Here is a 24,238-nt window from a genome sequence, read left to right as displayed (position 1 = left end):
TTGCCGAGTCCCACAGCAAATCTCGGCCACCACGCTGGCGCTCCGCCGGCGTCGCGGTGCGGTCCCGGCGAACACCGCAGTCTGCGCCGGTACCCCCAAGGGGTACCTGGCCCGCGCCGCCGTCCCGCATGCTGAGCGCGATGTCACACCCGCTCAACACCCCGATCGGCCGGTTCGGCATCGAGACGTTCGAGGGCACCGGCGACCACAGCATCGCCCGGGTGCCCACCCGCGGTCTGCTGAACCCACTCACCGGCCTGCCCACCGCGGCCCCGCTGGCGATGCTGCTCGACCACGTCGGCGGCCTGGCCAACCACCTGCGACGCGGCGAGGACGAATGGACCGTGTCGACCGAACTGTCACTGGAACTGTCCCGGAGACCGCCGACCTGATCACGGCCGACGACGCGGGCGTGGTGGGGCGGGCGTGGCCGGTCGGCGAGAAGGGCCCCACCGCGATGGCCCTGTGCGAGTTCAGCCACCGCGACGTCGTGATCGGCACCGGCAGCGTGCGCTCCTTCTACATCACCGGCGCCCAGTTCACCGATTTCCCGGAACACGCCGAGCACCACACCCGCAAGGTCGGCCTGGCCGCGATGATGGCCGTGGAAGCGGACGGTCCGGCCTCGCTCAGGCAGCACGCTGACCCCGTCATCAACAACATGCTCGGCATCGTCCACGGCGGGGTGGCCGCCACCGGCCTCGAACTCGTGGCGTCCGCCGCACTCAACGCGGGCCGCGCCGACACTCCCCTGCGCACCGGGTCCCTGCGCGTGAACTTCCTGCGGAGGCTGGTCGCGGGTGGCGAATGTCGTTACAGCGCAACGTCATTGCGTGTCGGGCGGTCCACCGGCGTGGCTGACGCACAGGCCGTCGGGGCCGACGGGCAGCTGGCGCTGACGGCGCGCTTCACCGGGTACCGCTGAGCGGGGCACGCCCTCCCGGGACATTGCGGTCCGACCACGATTCGGCCGCACCACCCACATACCGCAGTGATCCGTGTCACGCTCGACCCAGCGCGAAAGGAGCGGGACATGCGAGAGCCGACCATGATGCATCGGGTGGCCGCCGAGTTCATCGGAACGTTCTGGCTCGTCTTCGGCGGCTGCGGCAGCGCGGTATTCGCCGCCAAGTACACCTCGGCCGACGGCTACGCGTTCGGCATCGGGTTCCTCGGCGTCTCGCTCGCCTTCGGTCTCACGGTGCTCACCGGCGTGTACGCGTTCGGGACGATCTCCGGCGGGCACTTCAACCCTGCGGTCACGCTGGGCGCGGCACTGGCCCGGCGGGTCGAATGGCGTGTGCTGCCGGCCTACTGGCTCACCCAGGTGATCGCCGGCGTGGCGGCCGGACTCGTCATCTACGTCATCGCCAAGGGGCGTGAGGGGTGGACCGCCACCGGGAACATGGCCGCCAACGGATACGCCAACCACTCGCCGGCGGGCTATTCGCTGCTGGCCGTCGTCATCGCCGAGGTCCTGCTGACGGGCATCTTCCTCCTGGTGATCCTCGGCGCCACCGACACCCGCGCCCCGAAGGGGTTCGCCGGGCTGGCCATCGGGCTGACCCTGACGCTGATCCACCTGATCTCGATCCCGATCTCGAACACCTCGGTGAACCCCGCCCGCTCCACCGGCGTGGCGTTCTTCAACGGCAACGAGGCGCCCGCGCAGCTGTGGGTGTTCTGGATCGCCCCCCTTCTCGGCGCCGCCATCGCCGGCGCGGCCTACCCGTACCTGTTCGGGCGGCACGAGGAACTGGCCGATCGGCCGGTGCGCGACGAAACGCTGGACGCCCAGGTGCGCGCCGAGGACGTCGCGGACGCGCGCGTCGAACGCGGTCCCGACCCAGAGGTCCGGTAGCCGGCCCGGCCCCACCGGACCCGGGTGGGTGGCCGTGACAAGCAGAATTAGGCAAGCTAACATCCTCGCCATGAAGAGAGCGATCCTGGCGGTTGCCGTCGCTGGCATGGCGCTCGCCACGCCGGCGGTCGCGCACGCCGATCCCGACACCGATTTCTCGAACTCGCTGCAGACCATCGGCATCTACGGGCAGAAGGATTACAACGCCTGGATCGCCAAGATCGCCTGTGAGCGGATCGATCGCGGTGTCGACCGCGACGCGTTCGCGTCGGCGACATTCGTCGGCAGGCAGTTGCCGAAGGGCAGCACCACCGAACAGGCGTGGAAGTTCATCGGTCTGGCCTACCCCACCTACTGCCCGGCCCATCAGGCGCTGCTCTATCAGGCCGCGGAGAAGCCCGCGTGAGCGCCCGTACGCGTCCGACCGAACACCGAGGGAGTGCCATGACCGGCCGTCTGAAAGTCTTGTGGACGGGTGCGATCAGCGCCGCCATGGCGATGGGCGTGCTGGCGGCTCCGGCGGTCGCCTCGGCCGACGCCACCGACGACTATCCGATCCCGAACCGGATCATGCGGACCACCTGCACCGTCGAGCAGTACATGGCCGCGGCGCGCGACACCTCGCCCGTCTACTACGAGCGGTACATGATCGACTACAACAACCGGCCGGTGGACATCCAGAACATGGCCCGCGACCGGATCTACTGGTTCTTCTCGCTGGACTACACCGCCCGCAGGCAGTACTCCGAGAACACCGCCACCAACGTCTACTACGAACAGGTCGCCACCCGGTGGGGCAACTGGGCGAAGCTGTTCTTCAACAACAAGGGCGTCGTCGCACACGCCACCGATGTCTGCATGACCTACCCACCGGCGGATCCCTCGGTGTGGCACTGGGGACACAACGCACGATGAAATCGATCGTCACTGCCGTCGCGGTCGCGGCCGCACTCAGCGCAGGTGCTCTCGGCCTCGGCACTGCCACCTCGATCGCGCAGCCCCCACCTCCCCCGCCGCCCGCACCCGCTCTCGGGGAGCCGGTCCCGGCGTGGGCGCCGCGCAAGCCGGCCGAGAACTGGGCCGGGCAGCCGGTCGTGTGGACGTCGGCCTGGGGTGGCCGCTGGGGTGTGTGGATCAACGGCGGTTTCATCGCGCTGTCGAAGAACCCCGTCACCAACGGCGGCTGAAGTCGGATACGAAGAAGGCCCGCGTCCGAGGACGCGGGCCTTCTTCGTCGTGTGCGGGAAGCTAGCTCTTGGCCGCCTTGGCCGCACCCTTCTCGGTGGACTTGCCGCCGTGCTTGAGGTCGCCGCCCGCGTTCTCCAGGTGGGCCCGCACGAACCACTGGAACTTCTCCAGTTCCGCGGCGTGGCCGATCAACATGTCGTTGGTGACCGGGTCGGGTTCCTCGGTCTCCTCGATGTTCTTGCGGGTGTCCTCGATGATGCCGTCGTAGACCAGGTCCAGTGCGGCCAGGTGCGCCTGGACGGTGTCACGCTCCAACGAGTAGTCGTCCCATGTGCGGTCGCTGATGATCGCCCCGGGGGTGCCCTTCGGGGAGCCGCCCAGGGTGGCGATGCGCTCGGCCACCTCGTCGGCGTAGCCGCGCACCAACTCGACCTGCGGATCGATCATCTCGTGCACACCGATGAAGTTCGGGCCGACCACATTCCAGTGGACGTGCTTGAGCGTCAGGTGCAGATCGTTGTACCGGCTGAGTTGCTTCTGCAGCAGCTCCGCGACCTGTGCGCCCTCTTTGTCGGTCATGCCGGGAACGGTGTACGCCATGGAACATCTCCTTCTTGCGCGCTTGATCAAGTCTTCGAACCTCCGTCTACCCCTCACCCTCTCGGCGTAATCAGAGCCCCGATGCACGTCACAGTTCGGCAAGCTTCGGGATCGCGAGGCGGGCGCCGAAGCGCGGGTTGCGGGCCAGTCCGCTGGCCAGCAGCAGGCGCACCGCGCGGTGGCGGTGCGGGCGCATCGGTTCGAGCAGTTCGACCATCGCGGGGTCGTCGATCGGGTGGCCGAGCAGGCTCCACCCGACCGTCTTCGCGAGGTGGTAGTCACCGACCGAGAGCGCGTCTGGGTCACCCCACGCCCGTTGCGCGGTCTCTGCGGCGGTCCACTCCCCGACCCCCGGCAGCGACATCATCGCCGCGCGCGCCTGCTCGGCCGGCCGGGCGGACAGTCGCTCGAGCGACTCGGCCCGCTGTGCGCACAGCACCACCGTGCGCGCCCGGCGCGGATCGACGTTGGCGCGGTGGAACTCCCACGACGGGACGTGCCGCCAGACCTGCGCGCTGGGCGGCACCCGCATGTGCGCCGGGGCGGGCCCGGGCGCCGGCGTGCCGTACTCGGTGACCAGCAGCCGCCAGGCGCGGAACGCGTCCATGCCGGCGACCCGCTGTTCGAGCACCGCGGGGATCAGCGCCTCGAGCACCCGGCCGGTGCGCCCCAACCTCAGGTGAGGCACCCGCCGGTGCGCCAGGGCGATCGTCGGCTCCTGCGGGGCGAAGCCCGCGTCGTCGTCGTCGGCGCCGAGCAGTGCGGGCGCGTGGTCGAGGAATTCGGTCGCGCCGGGACCCCAGGCGTCGACGTCGACCGTGTTCGCCGACGCCCGGGTGATGCGGGCGGTCACCGGGCCGCTCGGCGGCAGGCTGGTGCGCCAGATCGTCCCGTCGGGGGCGAGGTGGAAACAGGGGTCGCCGCGACCCCGCCGCAGCGGCGAGAGGGTGAGCGCCGGACTGACCGGACCGCTGAACCCCACGCTGCGACGAAGGCCCTGGTCAGCCCGCACGGCGGCCTCCCGACGGATAAGCGAAGTGATGACGCAATCGTGACATCGGATCCCGATTGGTTTCCACGATCACGGGTACGGACAACTAGAACCCTAGTTTGGTGATCACAGCAGGGTGACGGCGGAAGGTTTCGGGTGAGCGGTGTCGACGATCGGCTGCTCGCCGCAGCTTTGCGGCCAGCCCCAGCCCGGCTCACGGCCGACTCCTTCGACACCTGGCGCAGGGATGTGCGCCGCGCGGCGATCGATGCGGTGACCGAGTTCGTCACCGACCGGTGCGCCGACGACCTGCGGCTCACCGGTGTCGACGTCACCCTCGACGTGCTCTCCGACTTCGTCGGCGACGGTAAGTGCCTGCGTTCGACGTTCGCCTACCTCGGCTGGCTGGCCGGTGCCGCCCCCGACGACGCCGCCCTGCGCGCCGCGGCGAGTTTCGACCTGCTGCACGTGTTCGCGCTGCTGCAGGACGACGTGATGGACGATTCACCGCTGCGCCGGGGCCGTCCGGCGGCGCATGTGCGCTTCGCGCAGTGGCACCGGGACAACGGACTCAACGGATCCGCGGAGCGGTTCGGCGCCTCGGCGGCGGTGCTGCTCGGCGACCTCTGCCTGGTGTGGGCGGGGCAGATGATGCGCGAGAGCGGTCTGGGTGACCGCGCACTGGCCCGGGCGTGGCCCCGGTACGACGCGATGCGCACGGAATTGGCGGTGGGCCAGTTCGCCGATCTGGTCAATGACGCGGGCGGACGGCCGACACTGGAGGACGTGCTCGACGTCGCACGCCGCAAATCCGGGAACTACACGGTGCGCCGCCCCCTGGAGATCGGCGGTGCACTGGCCGGCTGCCCCGAGGCGACGCTGGGGTTGCTCGGCCGCTACGGCGCGGCCGTCGGTGAGGCGTTCCAGCTGCGCGACGACCTCCTCGGCATCTTCGGTGCCCCGACGGTGACCGGTAAACCCGCAGGCGGCGACCTGTCCGAACACAAGGCCACCAGCGTGGTGGTCGCGGCGCACCGGCTGGCCGAACCGTCGGTGCGCAACCAACTCACCGAGTTGATGTCGCGACGCGACCTCGACGCCGGTGACATCACCCGCTGGCAGCACCTCATCGCCGCGACCGGTGCCGTGCAGTGGATCGAGCAGCTGATCGACCGGCGGCTCTCGCACGCGCTGGAGCGCATCCACACCAGCCCACTCGACGACACCGTCAGAACCGCACTGGTCAACATGGCCGCCGTATGCACTCGGCGGGCAGCGTGACCGGGAAACAGTCAGGAGAATCGAACTGATGCGCACCGTCGGGGGGCGAACAGACCGCGTGGTGGTCGTCGGCGCCGGATTGTCCGGCCTGTCGGCCGCACTACAGCTGGCCGGGCGCGGCCGCACCGTCACGGTGCTCGAACGCGAGACGTTCCCGGGCGGCCGGATGGGCCGGCTCGACATCGACGGGTACCGGCTCGATACCGGGCCGACCGTGTTGACGATGCCCGACATCATCGAGGACGCCTTCGCCGCCGTGGGCGATTCGATGAACGGGCGCCTCGAACTCGACCGCGTCGACCCGGCCTACCACGCGTCGTTCGCCGACGGCAGCGGTCTGTACGTGCACACCGACGCCACTGCGATGGCCTCCGAGATCGAACGCTTCGCCGGCTCCGACGCCGCGGACGGCTATCTGCGGCTGCGCACCTGGCTGACCCGGCTGTACCAGGCCGAGTTCAACGGTTTCATCGCCTCCAACTTCGATTCACCGCTGTCCCTGGTGACACCCCAGCTGGCCCGGCTGGCCGCGATGGGCGGTTTCCGGCGGTGGGATCGCGTGGTGCGCAACTACATTGCCGACGAACGGCTGCGCCGCATCTTCACCTTCCAGGCGCTCTACGCCGGCGTGCCACCACACAAGGCGCTGGCCGCCTACGCGGTGATCGCCTACATGGACACCGTGGCGGGGGTCTACTTCCCCCGCGGCGGCATGCGCGCCGTACCGGATGCGATGGCGGCCGCCGCCTCCGACGCCGGAGTCGAATTCCGTTACGGTTCAGCGGTTTCCGTGCTCGAACGCAGCGCCGACGGCCGGGTGACGGCGGTGCGCACAGACGCGGGTGACCGCATCCCCACCGACGCCGTCGTCCTCACCACGGAGTTGCCGACCACTTATCGCCTGCTCGGCCGCACACCGCGGCGCCTGTTGCCGCTGCGGCCTGCGCCGTCGGCGGTGGTGGCACATGTCGGGTGCGCCAAGGTGGATCCCAGCGGGGATGTCATGGCGCACCACAACATCCTGTTCGGCGGCGCCTGGGAGCAGACGTTCCGCGACATCATCGACGAGGGACGGGTGATGAGCGATCCGTCGCTGCTGGTCACCCGGCCCACCGCCGGCGACCCGAGCCTCGCACCACCGGGTCGCGATCTGCTCTACGTGCTGGCGCCCGCACCGAACAAGGCCGTGGGACACGTCGACTGGTCTCAGACGAGCGACGCCTACGTGGAGGGGATGCTGGCCACGGTGCGCCGGCGGATGCCCGCGGTCGGCGACGACCTCGAACTGCTGCACGTCGTGGACCCCGACGGGTGGGCCCGCCAGGACATGGCGGCGGGCACCCCGTTCGCGTTGGCGCACACCTTCGGCCAGACCGGCCCGTTCCGGCCCGCGAACACGATTCGCGGCGCCGAGAACGTCGTGCTGGCCGGATCGTCCACGGTCCCCGGCGTCGGGGTGCCGACCGCGTTGCTGTCCGGCCGGTTGGCCGCAGATCGAATCACCGGGACCGTCACCCCGTCCACCCCCACGGCGGCCCCGACCAGAACGAGGAGCGGGCTGTCATGATCGGATCCGAACTCGACGCCGCCGGGGTACGCGACCCCGCGCTGCGCAACGCCTACCGCTGCTGCCGGGTGCTCAACGCCGAACACGGCCGGACGTTCTACCTGGCGACCCGGCTGCTGGCGCCCGAGCAGCGGCCCGCGGTGCACGCCCTGTACGGGTTCGCCCGCCGCGCCGATGACATCCTCGACGATCTGGACTCCGCGGCCACCACCGCCGAACGTGCCGACCGCCTGCACCGGCTGGCCACCCAGCTGTTCGACGGTCTCGTGCAGGGCAACGCCACCGGCGGCGATCCGGCGCTGGCCGCGGTGGTGCACACCGCCCGCCGCTACGGGATCCCGTGGGAGTTGTTCGACGACTTCCTGGCGTCGATGCGGATGGACCTCACCGTGACCGACTATCCGGACCGGGCGTCGATCGACCGCTACATGTACGGCTCCGCGGAGGTCATCGGGCTGCAGCTGCTGCCGGTCCTGGGCACGGTCGTCCCGCGCGAGGAGGCCGCTCCGTACGCGGCGGCCCTCGGTAAAGCCTTCCAGCTGACCAACTTCCTGCGCGACGTCGACGAGGACCTCGACCGGGGGCGGGTGTACCTGCCCGCCGACGAACTAGCCGCGCACGGCGTCGACCGCGATCTGCTGATGTGGTGTCACACCACCAAGCGCACCGACACCCGGGTCCGCAATGCGCTGGCCGAACAGCACGCGGTGACCCGGCGCGTGTACGACTACGCCCGGCACGGCGTCGATCTGCTGCATCCGCGCTCGCGGGCCTGTGTCGGCGCCGCGGCCGTGCTCTATTCGGAGATACTGGACCGCATCGAGGCCATCGATTTCGACATCTTCAACCAGCGCGCCACCGTGGGGAACGGACGCCGGCTCCAGGTGGCGGGTGCCGGGCTGCTGCGGGCCTGGCGCGCCCGCATCGCCCACCCCGCGAAGGTCTGAGGCATGGATCGTTTCCACTACCTGCTGGTCCTGGGCGCCTGTCTGCTGGTCACCCTGCCGCTGGAGGTCTTCGGCGCCGGGGTGTACCGCCAGGCCAGGCGGGCCGCTGCGGCGATCCTGCCGATCGCCGCGGTGTTCGTCGTGTGGGATCTGATCGCGATCTTCGCCGACGTCTGGGGCTACAACCCGCGGTTCGTCACCGGCATCGGGTTCCCGGGCGTGCCGATCGAGGAACTGCTGTTCTTCATCGTGATCCCGCTCTGCGGGCTGTTCACCTACAACGCGGTCGACACCATCCTCACCTACCTCAAACGCCGGCTGCGCGCGCGATCGGCGCAGTCCTCATGATCGGTCTCGGCTACACCCTGCCCGCGATCGTGGCGGTGGTCGTGGTGGTGGCCTGGGAGGTTCTGTGGTTGCGCACCGGCCTGTTCCGGCGGCCCGCGTACTGGATCTCGATGGTCATCGTGGTGGGCTTCCAGATCCCGGTCGACGGATGGCTGACGAAGCTCAGCGACCCCATCGTCATCTACAACGAGGAGCACACCAGTGGCATCCGGTTCCCCTGGGACATCCCGGTCGAGGACTTCCTGTTCGGTTTCGCGTTGGTGACCGGGGTGCTGCTGCTCTGGGAGCGTCAGCGGACCAGGGGCGTCAAGGTCGGCGAGCGGGTGCACGATGAGTGACGCGCTGCCCCACGCCCAGGTGCCCGCCGCGTTCGACGTCGGCGCGGCCGCCTACGACAAGCTCGTCGGCGCCAATCCCGGTTACCACGACCATCTCCGGCTGTCCGCGCAGCGGATGGGCCTGCCCGACGGCGGACGCGGTATGCGCCTGCTCGACGCGGGCTGCGGCACCGGCGCATCGACCGCCGCGCTGCTCGCCGCCGCCCCGCACGCCGAGATCGTCGCCGTCGACGCCTCGGCCGGTATGCTCGCCGAGGCGCGGTCGAAGGCGTGGCCCGACTCGGTGCGCTTCGTCCACAGCCGCATCGAGGACATCGCCGACGCCGACGTGACCGGACCGTTCGACGGGATCTTCGCCGCCTATCTGCTGCGCAACCTCGCCGACCCGGACACCCAACTGCGGACGTTCCGCGACATGCTCAACCCCGGCGCACCGCTGACCGTGCACGAATACTCGGTGCGCGACTCCGCCGTGGCGACCGCGGTGTGGAATGCGGTGTGCTGGGCGATCATCATCCCGGCCGGTCGCCTGCGCACCGGCGACGCATCGCTGTACACGTATCTGCGGCGCAGCGTCCTCGACTTCGACGGGGCGTCGGCCTTCCTGGACAGGTTGCAGCGCAACGGATTCACCGACGTCCACAGTGAGACCATGCCCGGTTGGCAGCGCAACGTCGTGCACACGTTCACCGGGAGGGCCACCCGGCGATGAGCGCTTGCGCGAAGAGCAGAGGTGCCCGATGAAGGACCCCCGACGCGTCGTCCATCCGGCGTTCCCGGGACGACCCGACGCCACCTCGCTGACCACCCGCCCACGCGCGGTCGTGGTCGGCGGCGGTATCGCCGGGCTGACCGCCGCCACCGGACTGGCCGAACGTGGCGTCGAGGTGGACGTCGTCGAGCGTGAGCCGTACCTGGGCGGCCGGGTCGGCGGCTGGGCCGACGAGGTGGACGGGGTCGGTGCGGCGGCGATGAACCGCGGCTTCCACGCGTTCTTCCGCCAGTACTACAACCTGCGCGACCTGCTGCGCCGCGTCGACCCTCAGCTGTCGATGCTGATCCCCGTCGAGGACTATCCGCTGATCGACGGTCAGGGCCGCCGCGACACGTTCCGCGGACTACCGCAGACCCCGCCGTTCAACGCCGTGGCGTTCGCGTTGCGCAGCCCCACATTCCGGCTGCGGGATCTGGCCCGGCTCAACGCCAGGGCGGCCGCACCGCTGGCGACGGTGTCGGTGCCCGACATCTACGACCGGCTCGACCACGTCGACGCCGATCAGTTCCTGCGCGACATCAACTTCCCCGAGGCCGCCCGGCATCTGGCGTTCGAGGTGTTCTCCCGCAGCTTCTTCGCCCAGCCGCCGGATCTGTCGGCGGCGGAACTGGCCACGATGTTCCACATCTACTTCCTCGGCTCCAGCGAGGGGCTGGTGTTCGACGTCGCGAACGACAACTTCGACGTTGCGCTGTGGAATCCGCTGCGTCGCTACCTCGAGGGCCGCGGTGTCCGCTTCCACACCGGTGTGTCGGCGACCGCGGTAGAGCCCGGTTTCACCGTGCACTGCGACTCCGGACAGGCGTTGTCCGCCGACGGGGTGGTGCTGGCCACCGATGTCACCGGTCTGCGCGGAATCGTCGCCGGCTCAGCCGAACTGGGCGACGACGCGTGGCGGGCGGCGGTCGACGGGCTGGGCACCGCACCGCCGTTCCTGGTGCACCGCATCTGGCTGGACCGTCCGGTGGCGCCCGATCGGCCGGCGTTCTTGGGCACCGGGGGGCTGACGCCGCTGGACAATGTCAGTGTGCTCGAACGCTACGAACGTCAGGCCGCCGACTGGGCCCGGCGCACCAACGGGTCGGTCGTCGAACTGCACTCGTATGCGGTGACCGACACCTCCGAGGAACTGCCGCGGCAACTGCTGGCCCGGATGCACGCGATCTTCCCCGAGACGGCGCAGGCCAACATCGTCGGGGAACGGCTGTTGTTGCGCGGCGACTGCCCGCGGTTCGCGCCCGGCGACTTCGCCGTCCGGCCCACGGTGGGCACCCCGGTCGACGGTCTGGCGTTGGCCGGCGACGGCATCCGCATCGACCTTCCGGTGGCGTTGATGGAGCGTGCCGCCACGACGGGCTGGGCGGCCGCCAACCGCCTGCTCGCGCACTTCGGTGTCGCGGGCCACGCCGTCACGACCGTGCCGACCACCGGCCGGTCCGCGACGCTCAGACGACTCGCCGAGCGACGGAGGCAACTGCAGTCATGAGCGCGTTCGCCGACATCAAGGCCAAGTGGGCGAAATCGTCACCGTTCCAGGTGCTTCCGCATATCGACTGGGCGGAGCAGAAACCCACCTACCAGGATGCGCAGCCGGCACTGATCAACGATGCGCTCGCCCGCGCGAAGTCCCGTCCGAGCGGCAACTGGTTCCCGTTCGCGGCCAGCGACACCATCCGGCACAAACCGGTGGGCGCCTCGGTGGGCGGCGTCGAACTCGTCGCGTGGCGGGGCGCCGGCGGCGAACTGCGTGTCGGCCCCGCGAGCTGTCCGCATCTCGGGGCGGACCTGTCCACCGGCACCGTCGACTGCGGCACGCTGATCTGCCCCTGGCACGGCCTGCGGCTGTCCGGGGAGCGCCGCGAATTCGGGTGGAAACCGTTGCCCGCCTTCGACGACGGGGTACTGGCCTGGGTCCGTCTCGACCGGGTCGGCGGCGAGCAGCCGACGGACCGCCCGATCATCCCGGTGCGCCCGGCGGAACCCACGCTGCACGCGGTGACCAGCCTGGTCGGTGTCTGCGAACCCGACGATGTGATCGCCAACCGGCTCGACCCGTGGCACGGCGCCTGGTTCCACCCGTACTCGTTCACCCGCCTCGAGGTGCTCAGCGCCCCGACGGCCGGTGAGGTGCCCGAAGCGGAAGACCGGTTCCTCGTGGCGGTCACGTTCCGCATCGGCCGCCTGGGCGTGCCGGTGGTCGCCGAGTTCATCGCGCCCGGACCGCGCACGATCGTCATGCGGATCATCGACGGTGAGGGCGCGGGCAGCGTCGTGGAAACCCACGCGACACCCGTCGGTCCGGGTCCGGACGGGCGTCCGCGCACCGCGGTGATCGAAGCCGTTGTCGCACACTCGGATCGGCGCCGGTTCGGCTACGGGAAGAAGGTCGCGCCGTTGATCACGCCGTTCATGCGGCATGCGGCGACGAAGCTGTGGCGCGACGACCTCGCGTATGCGGAGCGCCGTTACGCAGTGCGCTCACAGCTCAACCGACGGTGAGACCCGCCGCGGTGCGGATGCGCCCGAAGGCGCGAACCATCGCATCGGTCGCCTCGTGGGTGTCCGCGAGCGTCTCGCCGTCGCTGAGCACCGAGAAGCTCAGTTGGTCGACGTAGCTCCACACCGTGACGTTCATCGCGCTGCCCGCGGCCAGGGGCCCCACCGAGTAGATCTCGCTGACCACCGCCCCGGCGATGCGGCCCCACTGCCGCGGTCCGGGGACGTTCGAGACGATCACGTTGAACAGCTGATTGGGCGCCCGGCGCCTGGAGGTCCATCCGAAGACGGTGCGCAGGACCGTCGGCGGTACGTACTCCAGCGACCGCCCGACCGTGGCGGGACCGAGCAGATCGTGGTTCTCCTTGGCGATCCCGGCGGCGAGGCTGGTCAGCCGCACCTGCTCCAGGGGGTCGTCGACGTGCACCGGCAAGGACACCAGCATGGTGCTCAACGCGTTGCCGGTGATGCGGTCCCGCGAGATGTCGGTGGCGGCAGGCACCGAGGCGATGATCGGTTCGTCGGCGTGGCCGTCGTAGGCCAGCAGCAGTTCGCGCAGCCCACCCGCGGCGGTGGCCAGGACCAGATCGTTGATCGTGACGCCGAGGCGCCTGCTCGTCTCCTTGGCCTCGGCCAGCGACAGGGTGGCGCCGGCAAAGCTGCGCGCCGGTGACAACCTGTGGTTCAAAAACGTTGGCGGCGGGTGGAATTGGTGGGCCAGGTCGGGGTTGTCCCGGCGCTGCCGTGACCGGCGCCGCAGCCGGTGGATCCCCAGGGCGCCGTCCTTGAGGACGTCGGGCAGCTCGGTCAGCTTGCGCGCATGGTCGCGGGCCGCATCGCGGATCAGCTCCACCGCCGACGGCTCGCCGCGCGTGTCACCCGCCACGGGCCCGCTGTCGGGAACGAGGTCGGGCCATTCCATGGCCCGAGCCATCAGGTTCGCCGAGGCCACCCCGTCGGCGAGCGCGTGATGGACCTTCCCGATCACCGCAACCCGGTTGTTCGCAAGGCCCTCGGCGTAGTAGAGCTCCCACAGCGGACGGCTGCGATCCAGTGCGGTGCCTGCGATCTCGCCGATGAGCGCGTCGAGCTCCCGCCGTCCACCGGGAGCGGACACCCGAACCTGCCGCACGTGGTAGCCGAGGTCGACGTCGGCGTTCTCCCGCCACATCGGGCGGTGCAGATGCAACGGGACGTCAACCAGTTCGTAGCGCAGCGGCTCCAGCAGATGCATGCGGCCGCGCAGCGTCTCGCAGAACGCCTCGAAGCTCGGTTCGCCCTCGAACGCCGAGGTGTCGACGACGGCGACCTTCAGGGTGTGCTGGTGCACGTTGGGCGTTTCGCTGTTCAGCAGCAGGACATCCCAGCCGCTGAGCTGCTTCACGATGCGACGTCGGTGAGCACGCGTTCGTGTACCGAACCGATCGCCTCGCTCAGCGCGGGCACGAATTTCGCGGCCTGCAACGTGCAGCTGGCGTGGCCGGCGTCGACCGGCACCGCGTGGGCGCCGGGTATCCGCTCGGCCAGCCAGCGCTGGCGCCCCGTCCCGAACGCGCGGTCGCGCAGCGTGATCACCACCGACGTGGGCACGTCGATCTCCGGAACCCACGGCCGCGAGTCGAACCGGGTGATCTCGGCGAGGGCGCGGGTGATCGCGCCGGGACTGGTGGTGCGGAACTGGTCGAGCAGCCACTGCGGCACACCGAATGCCCCGTCGGCCACCGAGGAGACCGGGGTGAGCGACGGCCCCCGCAGCGGCGGGCTGAACGCGTCGATGAACGCGGCGAAGATCCCGGTGGCCAGCCGCTCGTAGCTCGCGCGCGAGACGGCCGCCGCCCCGGCGCACAACACCAACCCGTCGACGCGCTCACGGTGGCGCCGCCAGACCAACTGGGCCACCAGCGAGCCCATCGAGTAGCCGACCGGTACGAACGTGCGGATACCGAGTGCGTCGGCCACCGCGGCGACGTCGTCGGCGCAGTCTTCGAGGAGGAACCGCGGCGCACTGATGCCGTGCCCGTGACAACGCTGGTCGAACACCACCACCCGGCCGAACTGCCTGACCGCCTCCAGGGCCGGATACCAGGTCATCAACCCGGTACAGGCCACCGAGTGCAGCAGCATGTACGTGGGCCCGTGCTGCGGCCCGGAGTCGATGACATAGGTGCTGCCCCGCCCCGGCAGTTCGACGGTCCGCCCGGGCGGGATGTCGCCGACAGCGGCCAGCGCGGGGATTCCGGGAAGTCTCGGCATGGTCAGCCCCCATCGGCGCCGATGGTCGTCGTGCCCGCCATTACAGCACGGCGATCAAGACCAATCCGGGTTTTAGGGGTGCGCGTTCCGCCGGTTTCTCAGCCGACGGTGACGTCGGCCTTGTCCGGATAGAACGCGACGTGGCCGGCGATCGCGCCGACCGCCGGATACGGCTGCCCGTAGGTCCAGATCACGTCCTCGACGGTCTCCCCCGCCGCGTTCACGTGGTAGTAGGCGGCGTCACCCTTGTACGGGCAGTAGGAGGTGGTGTCGCTGCAGACCAACGCCGAATCGTTGACGTCACGCAACGGGATATACTGCACCGCAGGGTAATCCGCCTCCTGCAGGGTGAGCGCCTGGTCGGTCTCGGCGATCACTTCGCCGTTCACCGTCACCGTGACGTGGCGGCCGGTCGGTGACACCGTGATGGGGTGCGCCGCGGTGGGTTCGAGCACTGGGCGTCCGGACATGACGGACCTCCTGACGTTGAGTCGCTTCCACCATCCCAACAATGCGCCCGCCGCCGTTCTTCCGTCACTAGACTTCTCGAAACACTACGATCGATCGTCATGACGAACCCCGCCGCCGCCTCGGCGAAGGCCACGGTCGACATCGACGCCGACCCGGCCACGGTGTACCGCCTCATCACCGATCTTCGCACCCTCGCCGAACTCGCCGAGGAGACTTCGGCGATGGAGTGGAAGAAGGGTGACGACGCCAGGCCGGGCGCGGTGTTCGTCGGCCGCAACCGCAACGGTTCGCGGTCGTGGAGCACCACCTGCACCGTCACCGACGCCACGCCGGGGCAGGTGTTCGCGTTCGACGTGCGCAGCACCGTCATCCCGGTGGCCCACTGGCGCTACGAGATCAGCCCGACCGCGTCGGGGTGCCGGGTCACCGAGAGCACCTGGGACCGGCGGCCGGGGTGGTTCCGGAAGCCGGCCGGCTGGGCGACCGGTGTCAGCGACCGGGACACCGCCAATGCCGAGAACATCGCCGCGACGCTGCGCCGGCTCAAGGCCCGCGCCGAGGCCTAGGGACGGCCGGTGATCAGGTCGGCGACCCGGGCGATCGGAGACGTGGTGGCCCGGCCGCGGGCCTCGTGCCGGTCGGCCAGCCGGTAGGCGAGGTAGAGGCCCCGGACGCCGAGCCAGCGCAGCGGTTCGGGTTCCCAACCGCGCGAGTGGTGCCCGACCCAGGGCAGTTCGGTCAGCGTGGTCGACCTGCCGACTACGAGGTCGGCCAGTGTGCGGCCGGCCAGGTTGGTCGCCGTGACCCCGTGTCCGACGTAGCCGCCGGCCCAGCCCAGCCCGCTGGCCCGGTCGAGGGTGACGGTGGACTCCCAGTCGCGTGGCACCGCGAGGACACCGCACCAGCCGTGGGCGATCGGCACATCGCGGATCTGCGGCAGCAGCGAGTGCAGCACGGCGGTGAGCCGGGTGATCGTCCGGGGCGGCACCCGACCGTCGTCGTCGATCCGCGACGCGTACCGGTACGGCACGCTGCGCCCGCCGATCGCGATGCGGTTGTCGACGGTGCGCTGGGCGTAGAAGAACCCGTGTGCGGTGTCGCCGACGGTCTCGCAGCCGTCCCACCCGATCGCGGCCCACCGCTCGTCGGGGATCGGTGCGGTGGCGATCATCGAGCTGTTCATCGGCAGCCACCGGCGGCGCAGACCGGGCAGCGTCGGGGTGAATCCCTCGGTGGCGCGCAGCACGATCGGGGCGCGCACGGTGCCGTGGGGCGTGACGGCGCGGCCCCGGCCGATCGCGGTCACCGGGGACTGTTCGTAGATCGGCACACCGAGGCGTTCGACGGCATCGGCCAGCCCGCGGGCCAGGTGGGCGGGTTGGATGCGTGCGCAGTGCGGGGTGTGGTACGCCGACACCACACCGTCGAATCGGATACGTTCGGCCGCTTCGCCCTTCGTTAACGGCGCGATGCCGTCGACCCCCCACCGCCGGTCCTCGTGGAGTTCGTCGGCCAGCCGGTTCGCCTGCGCGGCGTTGCGGGCGATCTCCATGGTTCCGCCCTTGACGATGCCGGCGTCGATCCCCTCTGCCGCGGCGACGGCTGCGACCTCGTCGACGGTCTCGTTGAGAGCGCGCTGCCACGCGACGACAGGCTCACGTCCGTACCGCTCGGCCATGGCGTTGCGGTTGCCGGGCACCAGGCCCGACAGCCAACCGCCGTTGCGGCCGGACGCCCCGAACCCGGCGAACCGGGCTTCGAGGATCGCGATGCGCAGTGACGGGTCGGCGCGCTTGAGGTAGTAGGCGGTCCACAGGCCGGTGTAGCCCGCTCCGACGATGCAGATGTCGGCGTCGCGATCGCCGGGAAGCGGCGCCCGATAGGCGGGCTGTTCGTCGAACCAGTGGGACACCTGACCGTTGACCGTGAGCACCGGACGATTCTGGCACCTGGCCCGTCACGCGCGTTGACTCTGCGTCCAGGGCGGGGTCCACTCGACCGTCCGGACCCTCGGCGCAGAGTCAACGCACCAGGATGTGGGTGTCAGCGGACGCTGACGTAGACCACGCGGTCGTCGTTGTCGTAGCGCACCGACACGATGCTCGACTCTTCCAGCGGCTTGACCATGCCCTGGTGGTTCACCTCCACCGAGTACCCGCGATCGTCGAGCGACGCGATGGTGTCGGCGGCGTTACCGGGGCCGGCGGGAGCGGCCTGCGCGGCGGGAGCGGCCAGACCGAAGAACGCGGCGGCCAGTCCGCTGGCGGCGATGGTGGCGAATCCGAGCTTGTTCATGTCCGTACCTCTTCGTTTCCGTTCGGTCGGGAGGGCTTCCTGGCCGGTCTGATGGTTCAAACCAGCAGGTCAGGGCGGTGATTCCGGTTGGCAGTGATTGACCGGCAGGTGGCAGAATCTATCGGTTGTCACGGCTGCTGCCACCGCGAGCAGTGATGTCAGACCCCCGGCGCATGCTGGCCACAACGACGAAGAAAGGTGCGGCCATGTGCTGGCATTGCGACCATCCGGAAGCCACCCGCAGCGACTACCTCGACGTGGTCCGCGGCCTGATCCTGAAGAACGGATGGGCCGTCCAGTACGTCGAAAGCGAACGCACACCGTTCGCGTACACCATCGGTCTGCACGAATGCGGGCTGCCGGAACTCCTCATCACGGCCGTCGACAAGAGACGCACCCTCCTCGTGCTCAACACCGTGGCGAATTACTGCATCAAGCACGACGGCCCGGTCTCGGCGGGCGATGTGATGTCGCTGCCCGACCAACAGCTCGAGTTCGTCGAGGTGTCCCAGCCTGATGCGCACATGGGAATGGCGATCGGCATCTACGGGCGGGACGTGCGCGCACTGCAGCTCGTCTGGGCCGACGAGCAGAACCGGTGGCCCTGGTCCGCGGAGTTCAACCCCGGCGGCGTGCGTCAGCCGGTGCTGGGCGAGCGGGTGACCCGGTGCCCGCATTGACTCGACGACGACCGGCGTCAGAACGCGTAGCGGTGGAACTGCGCCATCGTGCGCAGCCCCGGTACCCGGTTCATGACGGCCGCCATCACGCGGTAGCCGACCGTCAGTTCGGAGAACGCCTCGGATTCGAAGACTGGTACCCACGCCAGCAGCCGTGTCCCGGGCACCGCGTCGAGGATGTCGGAGGGACCGTCGATGGCCCAGTGCAGCCTCGCCCCCGACCGCCGAACCGGCGTGTTGGTCCACTGCAGGCTGATGCCCGGCCGGTTGAACGAGTCGAATTGCAGTTCGCCGGAGGGGAATCGGCCGACGAGGCGGCGTAGCAGCGCCACGCCGTCGGCTTCGTCGAGGTACATCGTCAGGCCCTCGGCGACGATCAGGGTCGCGCGGTCCGACGGCACCGACGTCAGCCACTCGGGGTCCGTGACCGAGGCCGCCACCACGTGACAGTGCTCGCGCCGCGGATAGAACTGCTCGCGCAGCGCCGCCACGTCGGGATAGTCGACGTCGAACCATTCGACACCGGGCCCAGGGTCGAGGCGGAAATACCGGCTGTCCAGACCGCATCCGAGGTGCACCACCACAGCATCCGGGTGCACCGCGAGGAACTGCTTCGTCCAGGTGTCGAAGTGCTTGGCGCGCAACGTCACTGACGGAGCGTTCTGCGGTTTGATTCCGGTCCGCGACCAGTCGTAATCGATGCGCGCGACGATGTCCCTGGCAAAGCGGTCGTGGAGTATCGAGCGCGGTGCATCGGCGTCGAGCGCCTTGGCGTACAGCGTCGCGAGCATCGTCTCGGGAGCGCCGTGGAGGTCGACGCGGGTCACGGCACGAGCCACCTCGGAGCGGGCATCGGAACCTCCCTACGCCTGGGTCTTGCTCTCCCGCTTGACATTACGCAGGTTCACCCAGAATCGCGCGGCTTCACGGATCGACTCCTCGACCGGCCCCGGTTGCCAGCCCAGTTCGCGCACGGCCTTGCTGTGGTCGAGTTCGGCTTCGGCCCGCATCAGCCGCAGCGATTCCAGCGACAACCGCTCGTCGGTGCCCCGCAACCGCGACTTGACGCTGCCCAGCGTCGCGAGCGCGTACGACACCGGCAGCGGGATCGACTTCGCCGGCGGCGCCACCCCCGCGGCCTCCGCGGCGATGCGTGCGACCTCGGCGTTGCTGATCATCTTCTCCGAGATCAGGTACCGCTCACCGACCCGGCCCTTGTCGGCGGCCAGGATGAGTGCGCGTGCCGCGTCGTCGATCCCGACCGCTTCGAGTTCGATACCGCTCATCACGAACGGCAGCTTGCCGAAGGCGGCGCCGGCGATGATCGCGCCGTGCGGGGTGCGCCCCCAGTCACCGCTGCCGTAGGTCGTCGACACACACATCGCGACCGCGGGCAGACCGCGGTCCCGGGCGTAGCGCAGCACCAACTCCTCGCCCTCGATTCGTGACCGGACGTACGGGGTCACCCGGCGGACATCGGCGACGTCGTCCTCGGTGGACCGTCGCCCGCGGCGGCGTCCGACGGTGACGTAGCTGCTGGTGAACACGAATCGGCGCAGCGGCATGTCCCGGGCCACGTCCAGCACGTTGCGGGTGCCGTCGACGTTGGTGCGGAACAGCGGGGCGGGGTCGCGTAGCCACCCGCGGGCGTCGACCACGCAGTAGTACACGTCGTCGCACCCGGTCATCGCCTCGCGCAGGGTGGCGTCGTCCCAGATGTCGCCGACGAAGCGGGTGACGTCCAGGTCGTCGATGCCTACCGTCTTCGCGTTCGGGCGCACCATCGCCCGGACCTCGTGGCCACCGTCGACCAGCCGGCGGGTGACGTGCGAGCCGAGGAACCCGTTGGCGCCGATGACCAGTGCGGTGCTCATCGACCGCCCCCGGCGTCATTGCTCCTCGCGTGCGCGCCGTACTTCTCCATCCACTCCGCTGCCTCATCGGTCAGCGTGCCCAGTTCGGCGGCCTTGCGGCACCACTTCATCGTGGCCTTGACGAACCGCAGCGGGTTGTAGACGTCCTCCTGCCGGGACCACTGACCATCACCGGCGTAGGTGACGATCGAGATGTTGGTGGCGCTGATGATCGTGCCGTCGCCGGGGTCGCGCATCGGGTTGTCGAGTTCGCAGATGATCCGCCCGGACTCCTCGTCGGCGACCGACCACAGCGACGGGAATGCGGTCATGTAGCTGCCGGGGAAGCTGGTCATGGTCTTCCAGATCCACGTCCGGACCTCTTCGCGTCCGCGCATGGTCCCCGCGGCGTGTTCGATGTAGAGCACGTCGGGGGTGTACTGCTCGACCCATGGGTCCCAGTCCCGGGTCTGCGCCGCGTGGGCGACCGTCTCCTCGAACGTCGCGAACGCGGCGGTCAACTCCGCGCGCGTGAACCTGGCAGGGGCCGTGTTCGTCACCTGTAGAACTGAAACACGTTCTAGCCACCTTTGTCGAGGGTGAACACGCGGCGAGCTGGGATGATCGCGGCCCGGCCTACGGTTGTAGAGGGTGCACACGAGGAGGTCATGTGGCACGGGCTTACAACAGGAATCCTGCCGCGGTGGACGCGCTGTCCCCCGAGCAGTACCACGTCACGCAGGAGGGCGGCACCGAGCGGCCGTTCACCGGTGAGTACTGGGACAACCACGAGCCGGGTATCTACGTCGACGTCGTCTCGGGCGAACCGCTGTTCGCCTCGGTCGACAAATTCGAGAGCGGCAGTGGCTGGCCGAGCTTCACCCGGCCGATCGACGCCGGGAACATCAAAGAGAAAAAGGACTTCAGCCATCTGATGATCCGCACCGAGGTGCGCTCGGCGCACGGCGACAGCCACCTCGGCCACGTCTTCACCGACGGACCCCGCGCGGAAGGCGGGCTGCGGTACTGCATCAACTCCGCGGCGCTGCGGTTCATCCACCTCGACGACCTCGAGGCGCAAGGATATGGCGAATACAGGACGTTGTTCACCAAGGAGGACGCACAGTCATGAGTGACCACAAGAAGGCCATCCTGGCGGGCGGCTGCTTCTGGGGTATGCAGGATCTGATCCGCAAGCAACCGGGTGTGGTGTCGACCCGCGTCGGCTACACCGGCGGGCAGAACGACCACCCCACCTACCGGAATCACCCGGGCCACGCCGAGTCGATCGAGATCACCTACGACCCGGCGCAGACCGACTACCGGGCGCTGCTCGAGTTCTTCTTCCAGATCCACGATCCGACGACGAAGAACCGTCAGGGCAACGACGTCGGCACCAGCTACCGGTCGGCCATCTTCTACGTCGACGACGACCAGAAGCGCGTCGCGCTCGACACCATCGCCGACGTGGATGCGTCCGGGCTGTGGCCGGGCAAGGTGGTCACCGAGGTGACCCCGGCCGGCGAGTTCTGGGAGGCCGAGCCCGAACACCAGGACTACCTCGAGCGGATGCCGTGGGGGTACACCTGCCACTTCCCGCGGCCGGACTGGAAGCTGCCGAAGCGGGCTGACGCGAAAGCCTGATCAGGCCAGCGGCTGGGGCCGGCGGCGCAGGGTGACCTGCCCGCCGGCCTTCGGCGTATAGGCGACCCCGCGGGAGTGCACCTTCTCCCCCGGCGCGGTGGTGGGTTCGATCACGAAGTGCCGCAACACCGTTCGCAGCACGATGTCCATCTCGACGTTCGCGAACACCGCCCCGATGCAGCGACGGGTGCCGCCACCGAAGGGGACGTGGACCAGCGGCGACGGGCGCGACCCGACGAACCGCTCGGGTGAGAACCGCTCCGGATCGACGTAATCCTCGGCCTGTTCGTGGATCTCGGCCAGCGCCACGACGATCGAGTAGCCGCGCGGGATCACCCATTCGCCGAGCTCGAACGTCGGGGCGTAGACGTGGCGGCCGGCGAAGTCGATGACGGTGCGGTTGCGCTGCACCTCGTAGATCGTCGCCTGCCGGTATTCGTTGTCGTCGGTGGCGGCCTCGGCGACCAGTTTCGCGAGCACCTCGGGGTGCCTGCTGATCCGTTCGAAGGCCCAGCCCAGGGTCGACGCCGTGGTCTCGTGACCGGCGGCGAGCAGGGTGAGCAGTTCGTCGGCGATCTCGCTGCGCGACATCTCCGTACCGTCCTCGTAGGTGCTGCGCAGCAGCAGGGCCAGCACGTCGTCGCGTTCACCGAACCGCGGGTCGGCGCGCACCTCTTCGATCAGCCGGTCGATCACCTCGTCGTAGCGTCGGCGGTAGTCGGCGAGTCGCCCCCAGGGGGTCCAGCGTCCGAACGTCGTTGGCGGACTGGGGATCACGGCAAGGCGTGAACCCAGCGTGACCCACGGGGGAATGATGCGGCGCAGTTCGTCGAGCTTCTCGCCGTCGGCGCCGAACACCGCCCGCAGGATCACGTTGAGCGTGATGCGCATCATCGGCTCGAGCGTCTCGAAGGGCCGGCCTTCGGGCCAGTTCGCGGATTCGCGCAGCGTCTCCTCTTCGAAGAGCTTCTCGTAGTTCTTGACGCTCTTCCCGTGCAGCGGCGGGGTCAGCAGCCGCCGTCGCCGCTTGTGTTCGGCACCGTCGAGGGCGAACACCGAACCGGGCCCCAGGATGCGGCTGAGGTTGGGCTGGATGTTGCCGACCTCATCGGTGGGCGCCATGAACAGTTGCTTGGCCAACTGCGGGTCGGCGACCATCACCGTCCGTCCGAACATCGGGATGTGGATGCGGAACACCGGCCCGTGCCGTCGCGCCATCCACGACACCAGTTGTCTGCGGGCGAACGCGTAGGCGATCCCCTGCAGCGGCATCGGAGCGCGCAGGGCGGGCGGCAGGTTCACCGCGCGGGGGTTCGGCGTGGGGACTTCGGCAACGGTTGCTTCGCTCATGGCACTCCAGCCGGTTCGTGGTACTGCGATGTACCGGAATCTTGTGAGGTACGGTACCGGTTGGTACCACCCGATGCAAGGGTGTTCGGGAGGTGACATGAGTGTCGTCGTGCAGGACGACGTCTACCGCGGCAGGCTGCTCGACGGCCTGGCGGCGTCGATCGCCGAACGCGGGTACCGCGACACCACCGTCGCCGACATCGTCCGGCACGCACACACGTCCAAGCGCACCTTCTACGGCCGGTTCGAGACGAAGGAAGAGTGCTTCATCGAACTGCTGCGCGCCAACAACGATGCGCTGATCGCGCGCGTCAACGCGGCCGTGGATCCGGACGCCGACTGGGACGAGCAGATCCGTCAGGCGGTCGGCGCGTACGTCGATCACATCGCTGCGCGGCCCGCGATCACGCTGAGCTGGATCCGGGAACTGCCCGCACTCGGCGCCCGGGCGACGCCGATGCATCGGTGGGCGATCGACCGGCTCACCGACATGCTGATCGGCCTCACCGGCAGTGCCGGATTCCGCCGCGCCGGCAAGGCGCCGTTGAGCCGTCCGGTGGCCGTGGTGCTCCTCGGTGGTCTGCGGGAACTGACCGCGCTGTTCTTCGAGGACGGCCGCGACGTGCGGGGGATCCTCGAGCCGGCGGTGACGGCGTCGACCGCGCTGCTCGGCGGCTAACTCAGCAGCAGGCGGGCCGAGCGCTCCAGCCGCTGCGTCATGTCGTCGTAGGACGAGTAGCCCATCCCCGCCCACACCAGCGCACCGACATAGAGCAGTTCGAGCGCCTCGATCACGTCGAAGTCGACCGGCGGACCCAGCGCGTCCACCAACCGGTCGCGCACGTCTCGTCCGATGCGCTGCCGCAGCACCTCGACGTCGGGGTCCTTACCGAGCAGCGCGTTGGTGACGGCGCCGGCGAACTCCGGTTCGTCGGCGACCAGCAGCGCGATGTCACGCAACACCTCGACGACGCGGGCGGCGGGGTCGTCGGACACGTGCGCGGCCGGGGGCGCCGCCGACAATCGACGCCAGAACACCTCCGCGACGAGATGTTCCTTCGACGAGAAATACGTGTAGGCGGTGGCCGCCCCGACACCGGCTTCGGCGGCGACGCGCCGCACTGTCAGACCGGAGAAGCCGTCACGGTTGAGGATGTCGACCGCAGCGCGCCCCAGCCGGTCGACGGTGTCGGCTTGTTTCGCGGTCAGACGGCGCCGAGTCGACTCCAGAGTCGGATCGGACACATGTCCGGACGCTACTACAACGCCCCAGGACCAGCAACGGCTAGGTTGGGTAGCC

29 protein-coding genes and 1 pseudogene are annotated in these 24,238 nt (G+C 69.5%); 18 read left to right on the top strand and 12 right to left on the bottom strand.

Annotated elements, in window-relative coordinates; genetic code table 11:
• Positions 1 to 128 precede the first annotated feature (128 nt).
• From G6N49_RS25240 to G6N49_RS25220, 5 genes and pseudogenes are all read left to right on the top strand, one after another.
• A pseudogene (locus G6N49_RS25240) lies at positions 129 to 925 on the top strand (PaaI family thioesterase).
• Between the two features lie 108 nt (positions 926 to 1,033).
• Entirely contained in the window at positions 1,034 to 1,861 is an 828-nt protein-coding gene (aqpZ, locus tag G6N49_RS25235) for an aquaporin Z (protein ID WP_011857417.1), read from the top strand.
• Positions 1,862 to 1,931: 70 nt separating this feature from the next.
• A complete protein-coding gene (locus G6N49_RS25230) occupies positions 1,932 to 2,267 on the top strand; it encodes a DUF732 domain-containing protein (RefSeq protein ID WP_041309948.1) in 336 nt (111 codons plus the stop codon).
• A gap of 38 nt (positions 2,268 to 2,305) precedes the next feature.
• Complete coding sequence (locus tag G6N49_RS25225; RefSeq protein WP_011857418.1) at positions 2,306 to 2,776, top strand: DUF5078 domain-containing protein; 471 nt, start codon at positions 2,306 to 2,308, stop codon at positions 2,774 to 2,776.
• Positions 2,773 to 3,048 carry a hypothetical protein gene (locus tag G6N49_RS25220; RefSeq protein ID WP_011857419.1) on the top strand — a complete coding sequence of 92 codons (276 nt, stop codon included), beginning with the start codon at positions 2,773 to 2,775 and terminating at the stop codon, positions 3,046 to 3,048. The genes G6N49_RS25225 and G6N49_RS25220 overlap by 4 nt, the downstream gene beginning before the upstream one ends.
• Positions 3,049 to 3,109: 61 nt before the next feature.
• Here the strand turns inward: G6N49_RS25220 and dps are convergent, their stop codons facing one another.
• Both dps and G6N49_RS25210 read right to left on the bottom strand, forming a co-directional pair.
• Positions 3,110 to 3,649: a DNA starvation/stationary phase protection protein Dps gene (gene dps, locus G6N49_RS25215; protein ID WP_011562447.1), complete on the bottom strand. Its 540-nt coding sequence runs from the start codon at positions 3,647 to 3,649 to the stop codon at positions 3,110 to 3,112.
• Between the two features lie 88 nt (positions 3,650 to 3,737).
• A complete protein-coding gene (locus G6N49_RS25210) occupies positions 3,738 to 4,661 on the bottom strand; it encodes a DNA-3-methyladenine glycosylase family protein (RefSeq protein ID WP_011857420.1) in 924 nt (307 codons plus the stop codon).
• Between the two features lie 135 nt (positions 4,662 to 4,796).
• On the opposite strand from G6N49_RS25210, the gene G6N49_RS25205 reads away from it, so the two are divergent.
• Genes G6N49_RS25205 through G6N49_RS25170 form a run of 8 tightly spaced genes read left to right on the top strand, consistent with a single transcriptional unit; the run spans position 4,797 to position 12,395 of the window.
• Entirely contained in the window at positions 4,797 to 5,921 is a 1,125-nt protein-coding gene (locus G6N49_RS25205) for a polyprenyl synthetase family protein (RefSeq protein WP_011857421.1), read from the top strand.
• 28 nt (positions 5,922 to 5,949) lie between these two features.
• Positions 5,950 to 7,488 (top strand): phytoene desaturase family protein, encoded by a 1,539-nt coding sequence (gene crtI / locus G6N49_RS25200; protein WP_064916186.1) that lies wholly within the window; start codon positions 5,950 to 5,952, stop codon positions 7,486 to 7,488.
• Positions 7,485 to 8,435, top strand: coding sequence for a phytoene/squalene synthase family protein (locus G6N49_RS25195; RefSeq protein ID WP_011857423.1), 951 nt, complete (start codon positions 7,485 to 7,487; stop codon positions 8,433 to 8,435). Before crtI ends, G6N49_RS25195 begins: the two co-directional genes overlap by 4 nt.
• Before the next feature lie 3 nt (positions 8,436 to 8,438).
• Positions 8,439 to 8,783, top strand: a complete 345-nt coding sequence (locus G6N49_RS25190; RefSeq protein ID WP_011562452.1) for a lycopene cyclase domain-containing protein — start codon at positions 8,439 to 8,441, stop codon at positions 8,781 to 8,783.
• On the top strand, positions 8,780 to 9,121 hold the full coding sequence (locus tag G6N49_RS25185) for a lycopene cyclase domain-containing protein (RefSeq protein ID WP_011562453.1): 342 nt from the start codon (positions 8,780 to 8,782) through the stop codon (positions 9,119 to 9,121). The genes G6N49_RS25190 and G6N49_RS25185 overlap by 4 nt, the downstream gene beginning before the upstream one ends.
• Positions 9,114 to 9,833 (top strand): class I SAM-dependent methyltransferase, encoded by a 720-nt coding sequence (locus tag G6N49_RS25180; protein WP_083045261.1) that lies wholly within the window; start codon positions 9,114 to 9,116, stop codon positions 9,831 to 9,833. Before G6N49_RS25185 ends, G6N49_RS25180 begins: the two co-directional genes overlap by 8 nt.
• 28 nt (positions 9,834 to 9,861) lie before the next feature.
• On the top strand, positions 9,862 to 11,382 hold the full coding sequence (locus G6N49_RS25175; protein WP_064873441.1) for an FAD-dependent oxidoreductase: 1,521 nt from the start codon (positions 9,862 to 9,864) through the stop codon (positions 11,380 to 11,382).
• Positions 11,379 to 12,395, top strand: a complete 1,017-nt coding sequence (locus tag G6N49_RS25170; RefSeq protein ID WP_064873443.1) for a Rieske (2Fe-2S) protein — start codon at positions 11,379 to 11,381, stop codon at positions 12,393 to 12,395. Before G6N49_RS25175 ends, G6N49_RS25170 begins: the two co-directional genes overlap by 4 nt.
• Here G6N49_RS25170 and G6N49_RS25165 read toward each other — a convergent pair.
• The 3 genes from G6N49_RS25165 to G6N49_RS25155 form a co-directional block, all read right to left on the bottom strand.
• Positions 12,382 to 13,776, bottom strand: a complete 1,395-nt coding sequence (locus G6N49_RS25165) for a WS/DGAT/MGAT family O-acyltransferase (RefSeq protein WP_064873445.1) — start codon at positions 13,774 to 13,776, stop codon at positions 12,382 to 12,384. The genes G6N49_RS25170 and G6N49_RS25165 overlap by 14 nt on opposite strands.
• A complete protein-coding gene (locus tag G6N49_RS25160; RefSeq protein WP_064873447.1) occupies positions 13,773 to 14,645 on the bottom strand; it encodes an alpha/beta fold hydrolase in 873 nt (290 codons plus the stop codon). Before G6N49_RS25160 ends, G6N49_RS25165 begins: the two co-directional genes overlap by 4 nt.
• Before the next feature lie 98 nt (positions 14,646 to 14,743).
• Entirely contained in the window at positions 14,744 to 15,115 is a 372-nt protein-coding gene (locus G6N49_RS25155) for a DUF427 domain-containing protein (protein ID WP_083045260.1), read from the bottom strand.
• A gap of 99 nt (positions 15,116 to 15,214) precedes the next feature.
• Between G6N49_RS25155 and G6N49_RS25150 the strand changes: the two genes are divergently transcribed.
• A complete protein-coding gene (locus G6N49_RS25150; protein ID WP_064916184.1) occupies positions 15,215 to 15,682 on the top strand; it encodes an SRPBCC family protein in 468 nt (155 codons plus the stop codon).
• On the opposite strand, the gene G6N49_RS25145 is transcribed toward G6N49_RS25150, so the two are convergent.
• Positions 15,679 to 17,049 (bottom strand): NAD(P)/FAD-dependent oxidoreductase, encoded by a 1,371-nt coding sequence (locus G6N49_RS25145; protein ID WP_064916183.1) that lies wholly within the window; start codon positions 17,047 to 17,049, stop codon positions 15,679 to 15,681. The genes G6N49_RS25150 and G6N49_RS25145 overlap by 4 nt on opposite strands.
• A 110-nt stretch (positions 17,050 to 17,159) precedes the next feature.
• Entirely contained in the window at positions 17,160 to 17,411 is a 252-nt protein-coding gene (locus tag G6N49_RS25140; protein ID WP_011857431.1) for a hypothetical protein, read from the bottom strand.
• Between the two features lie 206 nt (positions 17,412 to 17,617).
• Between G6N49_RS25140 and G6N49_RS25135 the strand changes: the two genes are divergently transcribed.
• Complete coding sequence (locus G6N49_RS25135; protein WP_179967795.1) at positions 17,618 to 18,091, top strand: DUF4262 domain-containing protein; 474 nt, start codon at positions 17,618 to 17,620, stop codon at positions 18,089 to 18,091.
• Positions 18,092 to 18,108: 17 nt separating this feature from the next.
• On the opposite strand, the gene G6N49_RS25130 is transcribed toward G6N49_RS25135, so the two are convergent.
• Genes G6N49_RS25130 through G6N49_RS25120 form a run of 3 tightly spaced genes read right to left on the bottom strand, consistent with a single transcriptional unit; the run spans position 18,109 to position 20,504 of the window.
• A complete protein-coding gene (locus tag G6N49_RS25130; RefSeq protein ID WP_064916181.1) occupies positions 18,109 to 18,918 on the bottom strand; it encodes a class I SAM-dependent methyltransferase in 810 nt (269 codons plus the stop codon).
• Positions 18,919 to 18,954: 36 nt separating this feature from the next.
• On the bottom strand, positions 18,955 to 19,965 hold the full coding sequence (locus G6N49_RS25125) for an NAD-dependent epimerase/dehydratase family protein (protein ID WP_064916180.1): 1,011 nt from the start codon (positions 19,963 to 19,965) through the stop codon (positions 18,955 to 18,957).
• Positions 19,962 to 20,504 (bottom strand): nuclear transport factor 2 family protein, encoded by a 543-nt coding sequence (locus tag G6N49_RS25120; protein WP_064916179.1) that lies wholly within the window; start codon positions 20,502 to 20,504, stop codon positions 19,962 to 19,964. The genes G6N49_RS25125 and G6N49_RS25120 overlap by 4 nt, the downstream gene beginning before the upstream one ends.
• Before the next feature lie 110 nt (positions 20,505 to 20,614).
• Between G6N49_RS25120 and msrB the strand changes: the two genes are divergently transcribed.
• Both msrB and msrA read left to right on the top strand, forming a co-directional pair.
• Positions 20,615 to 21,076, top strand: coding sequence for a peptide-methionine (R)-S-oxide reductase MsrB (gene msrB / locus G6N49_RS25115; RefSeq protein WP_064873458.1), 462 nt, complete (start codon positions 20,615 to 20,617; stop codon positions 21,074 to 21,076).
• Positions 21,073 to 21,588 carry a peptide-methionine (S)-S-oxide reductase MsrA gene (gene msrA / locus G6N49_RS25110; RefSeq protein ID WP_011857437.1) on the top strand — a complete coding sequence of 172 codons (516 nt, stop codon included), beginning with the start codon at positions 21,073 to 21,075 and terminating at the stop codon, positions 21,586 to 21,588. Before msrB ends, msrA begins: the two co-directional genes overlap by 4 nt.
• On the opposite strand, the gene G6N49_RS25105 is transcribed toward msrA, so the two are convergent.
• Positions 21,589 to 22,938, bottom strand: coding sequence for a cytochrome P450 (locus tag G6N49_RS25105; protein WP_064873460.1), 1,350 nt, complete (start codon positions 22,936 to 22,938; stop codon positions 21,589 to 21,591).
• Between the two features lie 97 nt (positions 22,939 to 23,035).
• On the opposite strand from G6N49_RS25105, the gene G6N49_RS25100 reads away from it, so the two are divergent.
• Positions 23,036 to 23,617 carry a TetR/AcrR family transcriptional regulator gene (locus G6N49_RS25100; RefSeq protein WP_011768409.1) on the top strand — a complete coding sequence of 194 codons (582 nt, stop codon included), beginning with the start codon at positions 23,036 to 23,038 and terminating at the stop codon, positions 23,615 to 23,617.
• Here G6N49_RS25100 and G6N49_RS25095 read toward each other — a convergent pair.
• The gene (locus tag G6N49_RS25095; RefSeq protein ID WP_011562470.1) at positions 23,614 to 24,183 is read right to left on the bottom strand and encodes a TetR/AcrR family transcriptional regulator; all 570 of its coding nucleotides are present in this window, start codon (positions 24,181 to 24,183) and stop codon (positions 23,614 to 23,616) included. The genes G6N49_RS25100 and G6N49_RS25095 overlap by 4 nt on opposite strands.
• Positions 24,184 to 24,238: the final 55 nt, after the last annotated feature.

The sequence above is a fragment of the Mycolicibacterium monacense genome (assembly GCF_010731575.1).
GTDB classification, from domain to species: Bacteria; Actinomycetota; Actinomycetes; order Mycobacteriales; family Mycobacteriaceae; genus Mycobacterium; species Mycobacterium monacense.
The sequence above is the reverse complement of the archived record's forward strand: the minus strand, read 5'-3'. Positions and strand labels throughout refer to the sequence as shown.

What these genes read in the sequence shown, in the direction of transcription:
- G6N49_RS25185 (WP_011562453.1), top strand. Translation starts at nt 8,780, where the DNA reads ATGATCGGTCTCGGCTACACCCTGCCCGCGATCGTGGCGGTGGTCGTG.
- msrA (WP_011857437.1), top strand. Translation starts at nt 21,073, where the DNA reads ATGAGTGACCACAAGAAGGCCATCCTGGCGGGCGGCTGCTTCTGGGGT.
- G6N49_RS25140 (WP_011857431.1), bottom strand. Translation starts at nt 17,411, where the DNA reads ATGAACAAGCTCGGATTCGCCACCATCGCCGCCAGCGGACTGGCCGCC.
- G6N49_RS25230 (WP_041309948.1), top strand. Translation starts at nt 1,932, where the DNA reads ATGAAGAGAGCGATCCTGGCGGTTGCCGTCGCTGGCATGGCGCTCGCC.
- G6N49_RS25225 (WP_011857418.1), top strand. Translation starts at nt 2,306, where the DNA reads ATGACCGGCCGTCTGAAAGTCTTGTGGACGGGTGCGATCAGCGCCGCC.
- G6N49_RS25195 (WP_011857423.1), top strand. Translation starts at nt 7,485, where the DNA reads ATGATCGGATCCGAACTCGACGCCGCCGGGGTACGCGACCCCGCGCTG.
- G6N49_RS25105 (WP_064873460.1), bottom strand. Translation starts at nt 22,938, where the DNA reads ATGAGCGAAGCAACCGTTGCCGAAGTCCCCACGCCGAACCCCCGCGCG.
- aqpZ (WP_011857417.1), top strand. Translation starts at nt 1,034, where the DNA reads ATGCGAGAGCCGACCATGATGCATCGGGTGGCCGCCGAGTTCATCGGA.
- crtI (WP_064916186.1), top strand. Translation starts at nt 5,950, where the DNA reads ATGCGCACCGTCGGGGGGCGAACAGACCGCGTGGTGGTCGTCGGCGCC.
- G6N49_RS25155 (WP_083045260.1), bottom strand. Translation starts at nt 15,115, where the DNA reads ATGTCCGGACGCCCAGTGCTCGAACCCACCGCGGCGCACCCCATCACG.
- G6N49_RS25190 (WP_011562452.1), top strand. Translation starts at nt 8,439, where the DNA reads ATGGATCGTTTCCACTACCTGCTGGTCCTGGGCGCCTGTCTGCTGGTC.
- G6N49_RS25180 (WP_083045261.1), top strand. Translation starts at nt 9,114, where the DNA reads ATGAGTGACGCGCTGCCCCACGCCCAGGTGCCCGCCGCGTTCGACGTC.
- G6N49_RS25150 (WP_064916184.1), top strand. Translation starts at nt 15,215, where the DNA reads ATGACGAACCCCGCCGCCGCCTCGGCGAAGGCCACGGTCGACATCGAC.
- G6N49_RS25125 (WP_064916180.1), bottom strand. Translation starts at nt 19,965, where the DNA reads ATGAGCACCGCACTGGTCATCGGCGCCAACGGGTTCCTCGGCTCGCAC.
- G6N49_RS25170 (WP_064873443.1), top strand. Translation starts at nt 11,379, where the DNA reads ATGAGCGCGTTCGCCGACATCAAGGCCAAGTGGGCGAAATCGTCACCG.
- G6N49_RS25175 (WP_064873441.1), top strand. Translation starts at nt 9,862, where the DNA reads ATGAAGGACCCCCGACGCGTCGTCCATCCGGCGTTCCCGGGACGACCC.
- G6N49_RS25220 (WP_011857419.1), top strand. Translation starts at nt 2,773, where the DNA reads ATGAAATCGATCGTCACTGCCGTCGCGGTCGCGGCCGCACTCAGCGCA.
- dps (WP_011562447.1), bottom strand. Translation starts at nt 3,649, where the DNA reads ATGGCGTACACCGTTCCCGGCATGACCGACAAAGAGGGCGCACAGGTC.
- G6N49_RS25135 (WP_179967795.1), top strand. Translation starts at nt 17,618, where the DNA reads ATGTGCTGGCATTGCGACCATCCGGAAGCCACCCGCAGCGACTACCTC.
- G6N49_RS25160 (WP_064873447.1), bottom strand. Translation starts at nt 14,645, where the DNA reads ATGCCGAGACTTCCCGGAATCCCCGCGCTGGCCGCTGTCGGCGACATC.
- G6N49_RS25100 (WP_011768409.1), top strand. Translation starts at nt 23,036, where the DNA reads ATGAGTGTCGTCGTGCAGGACGACGTCTACCGCGGCAGGCTGCTCGAC.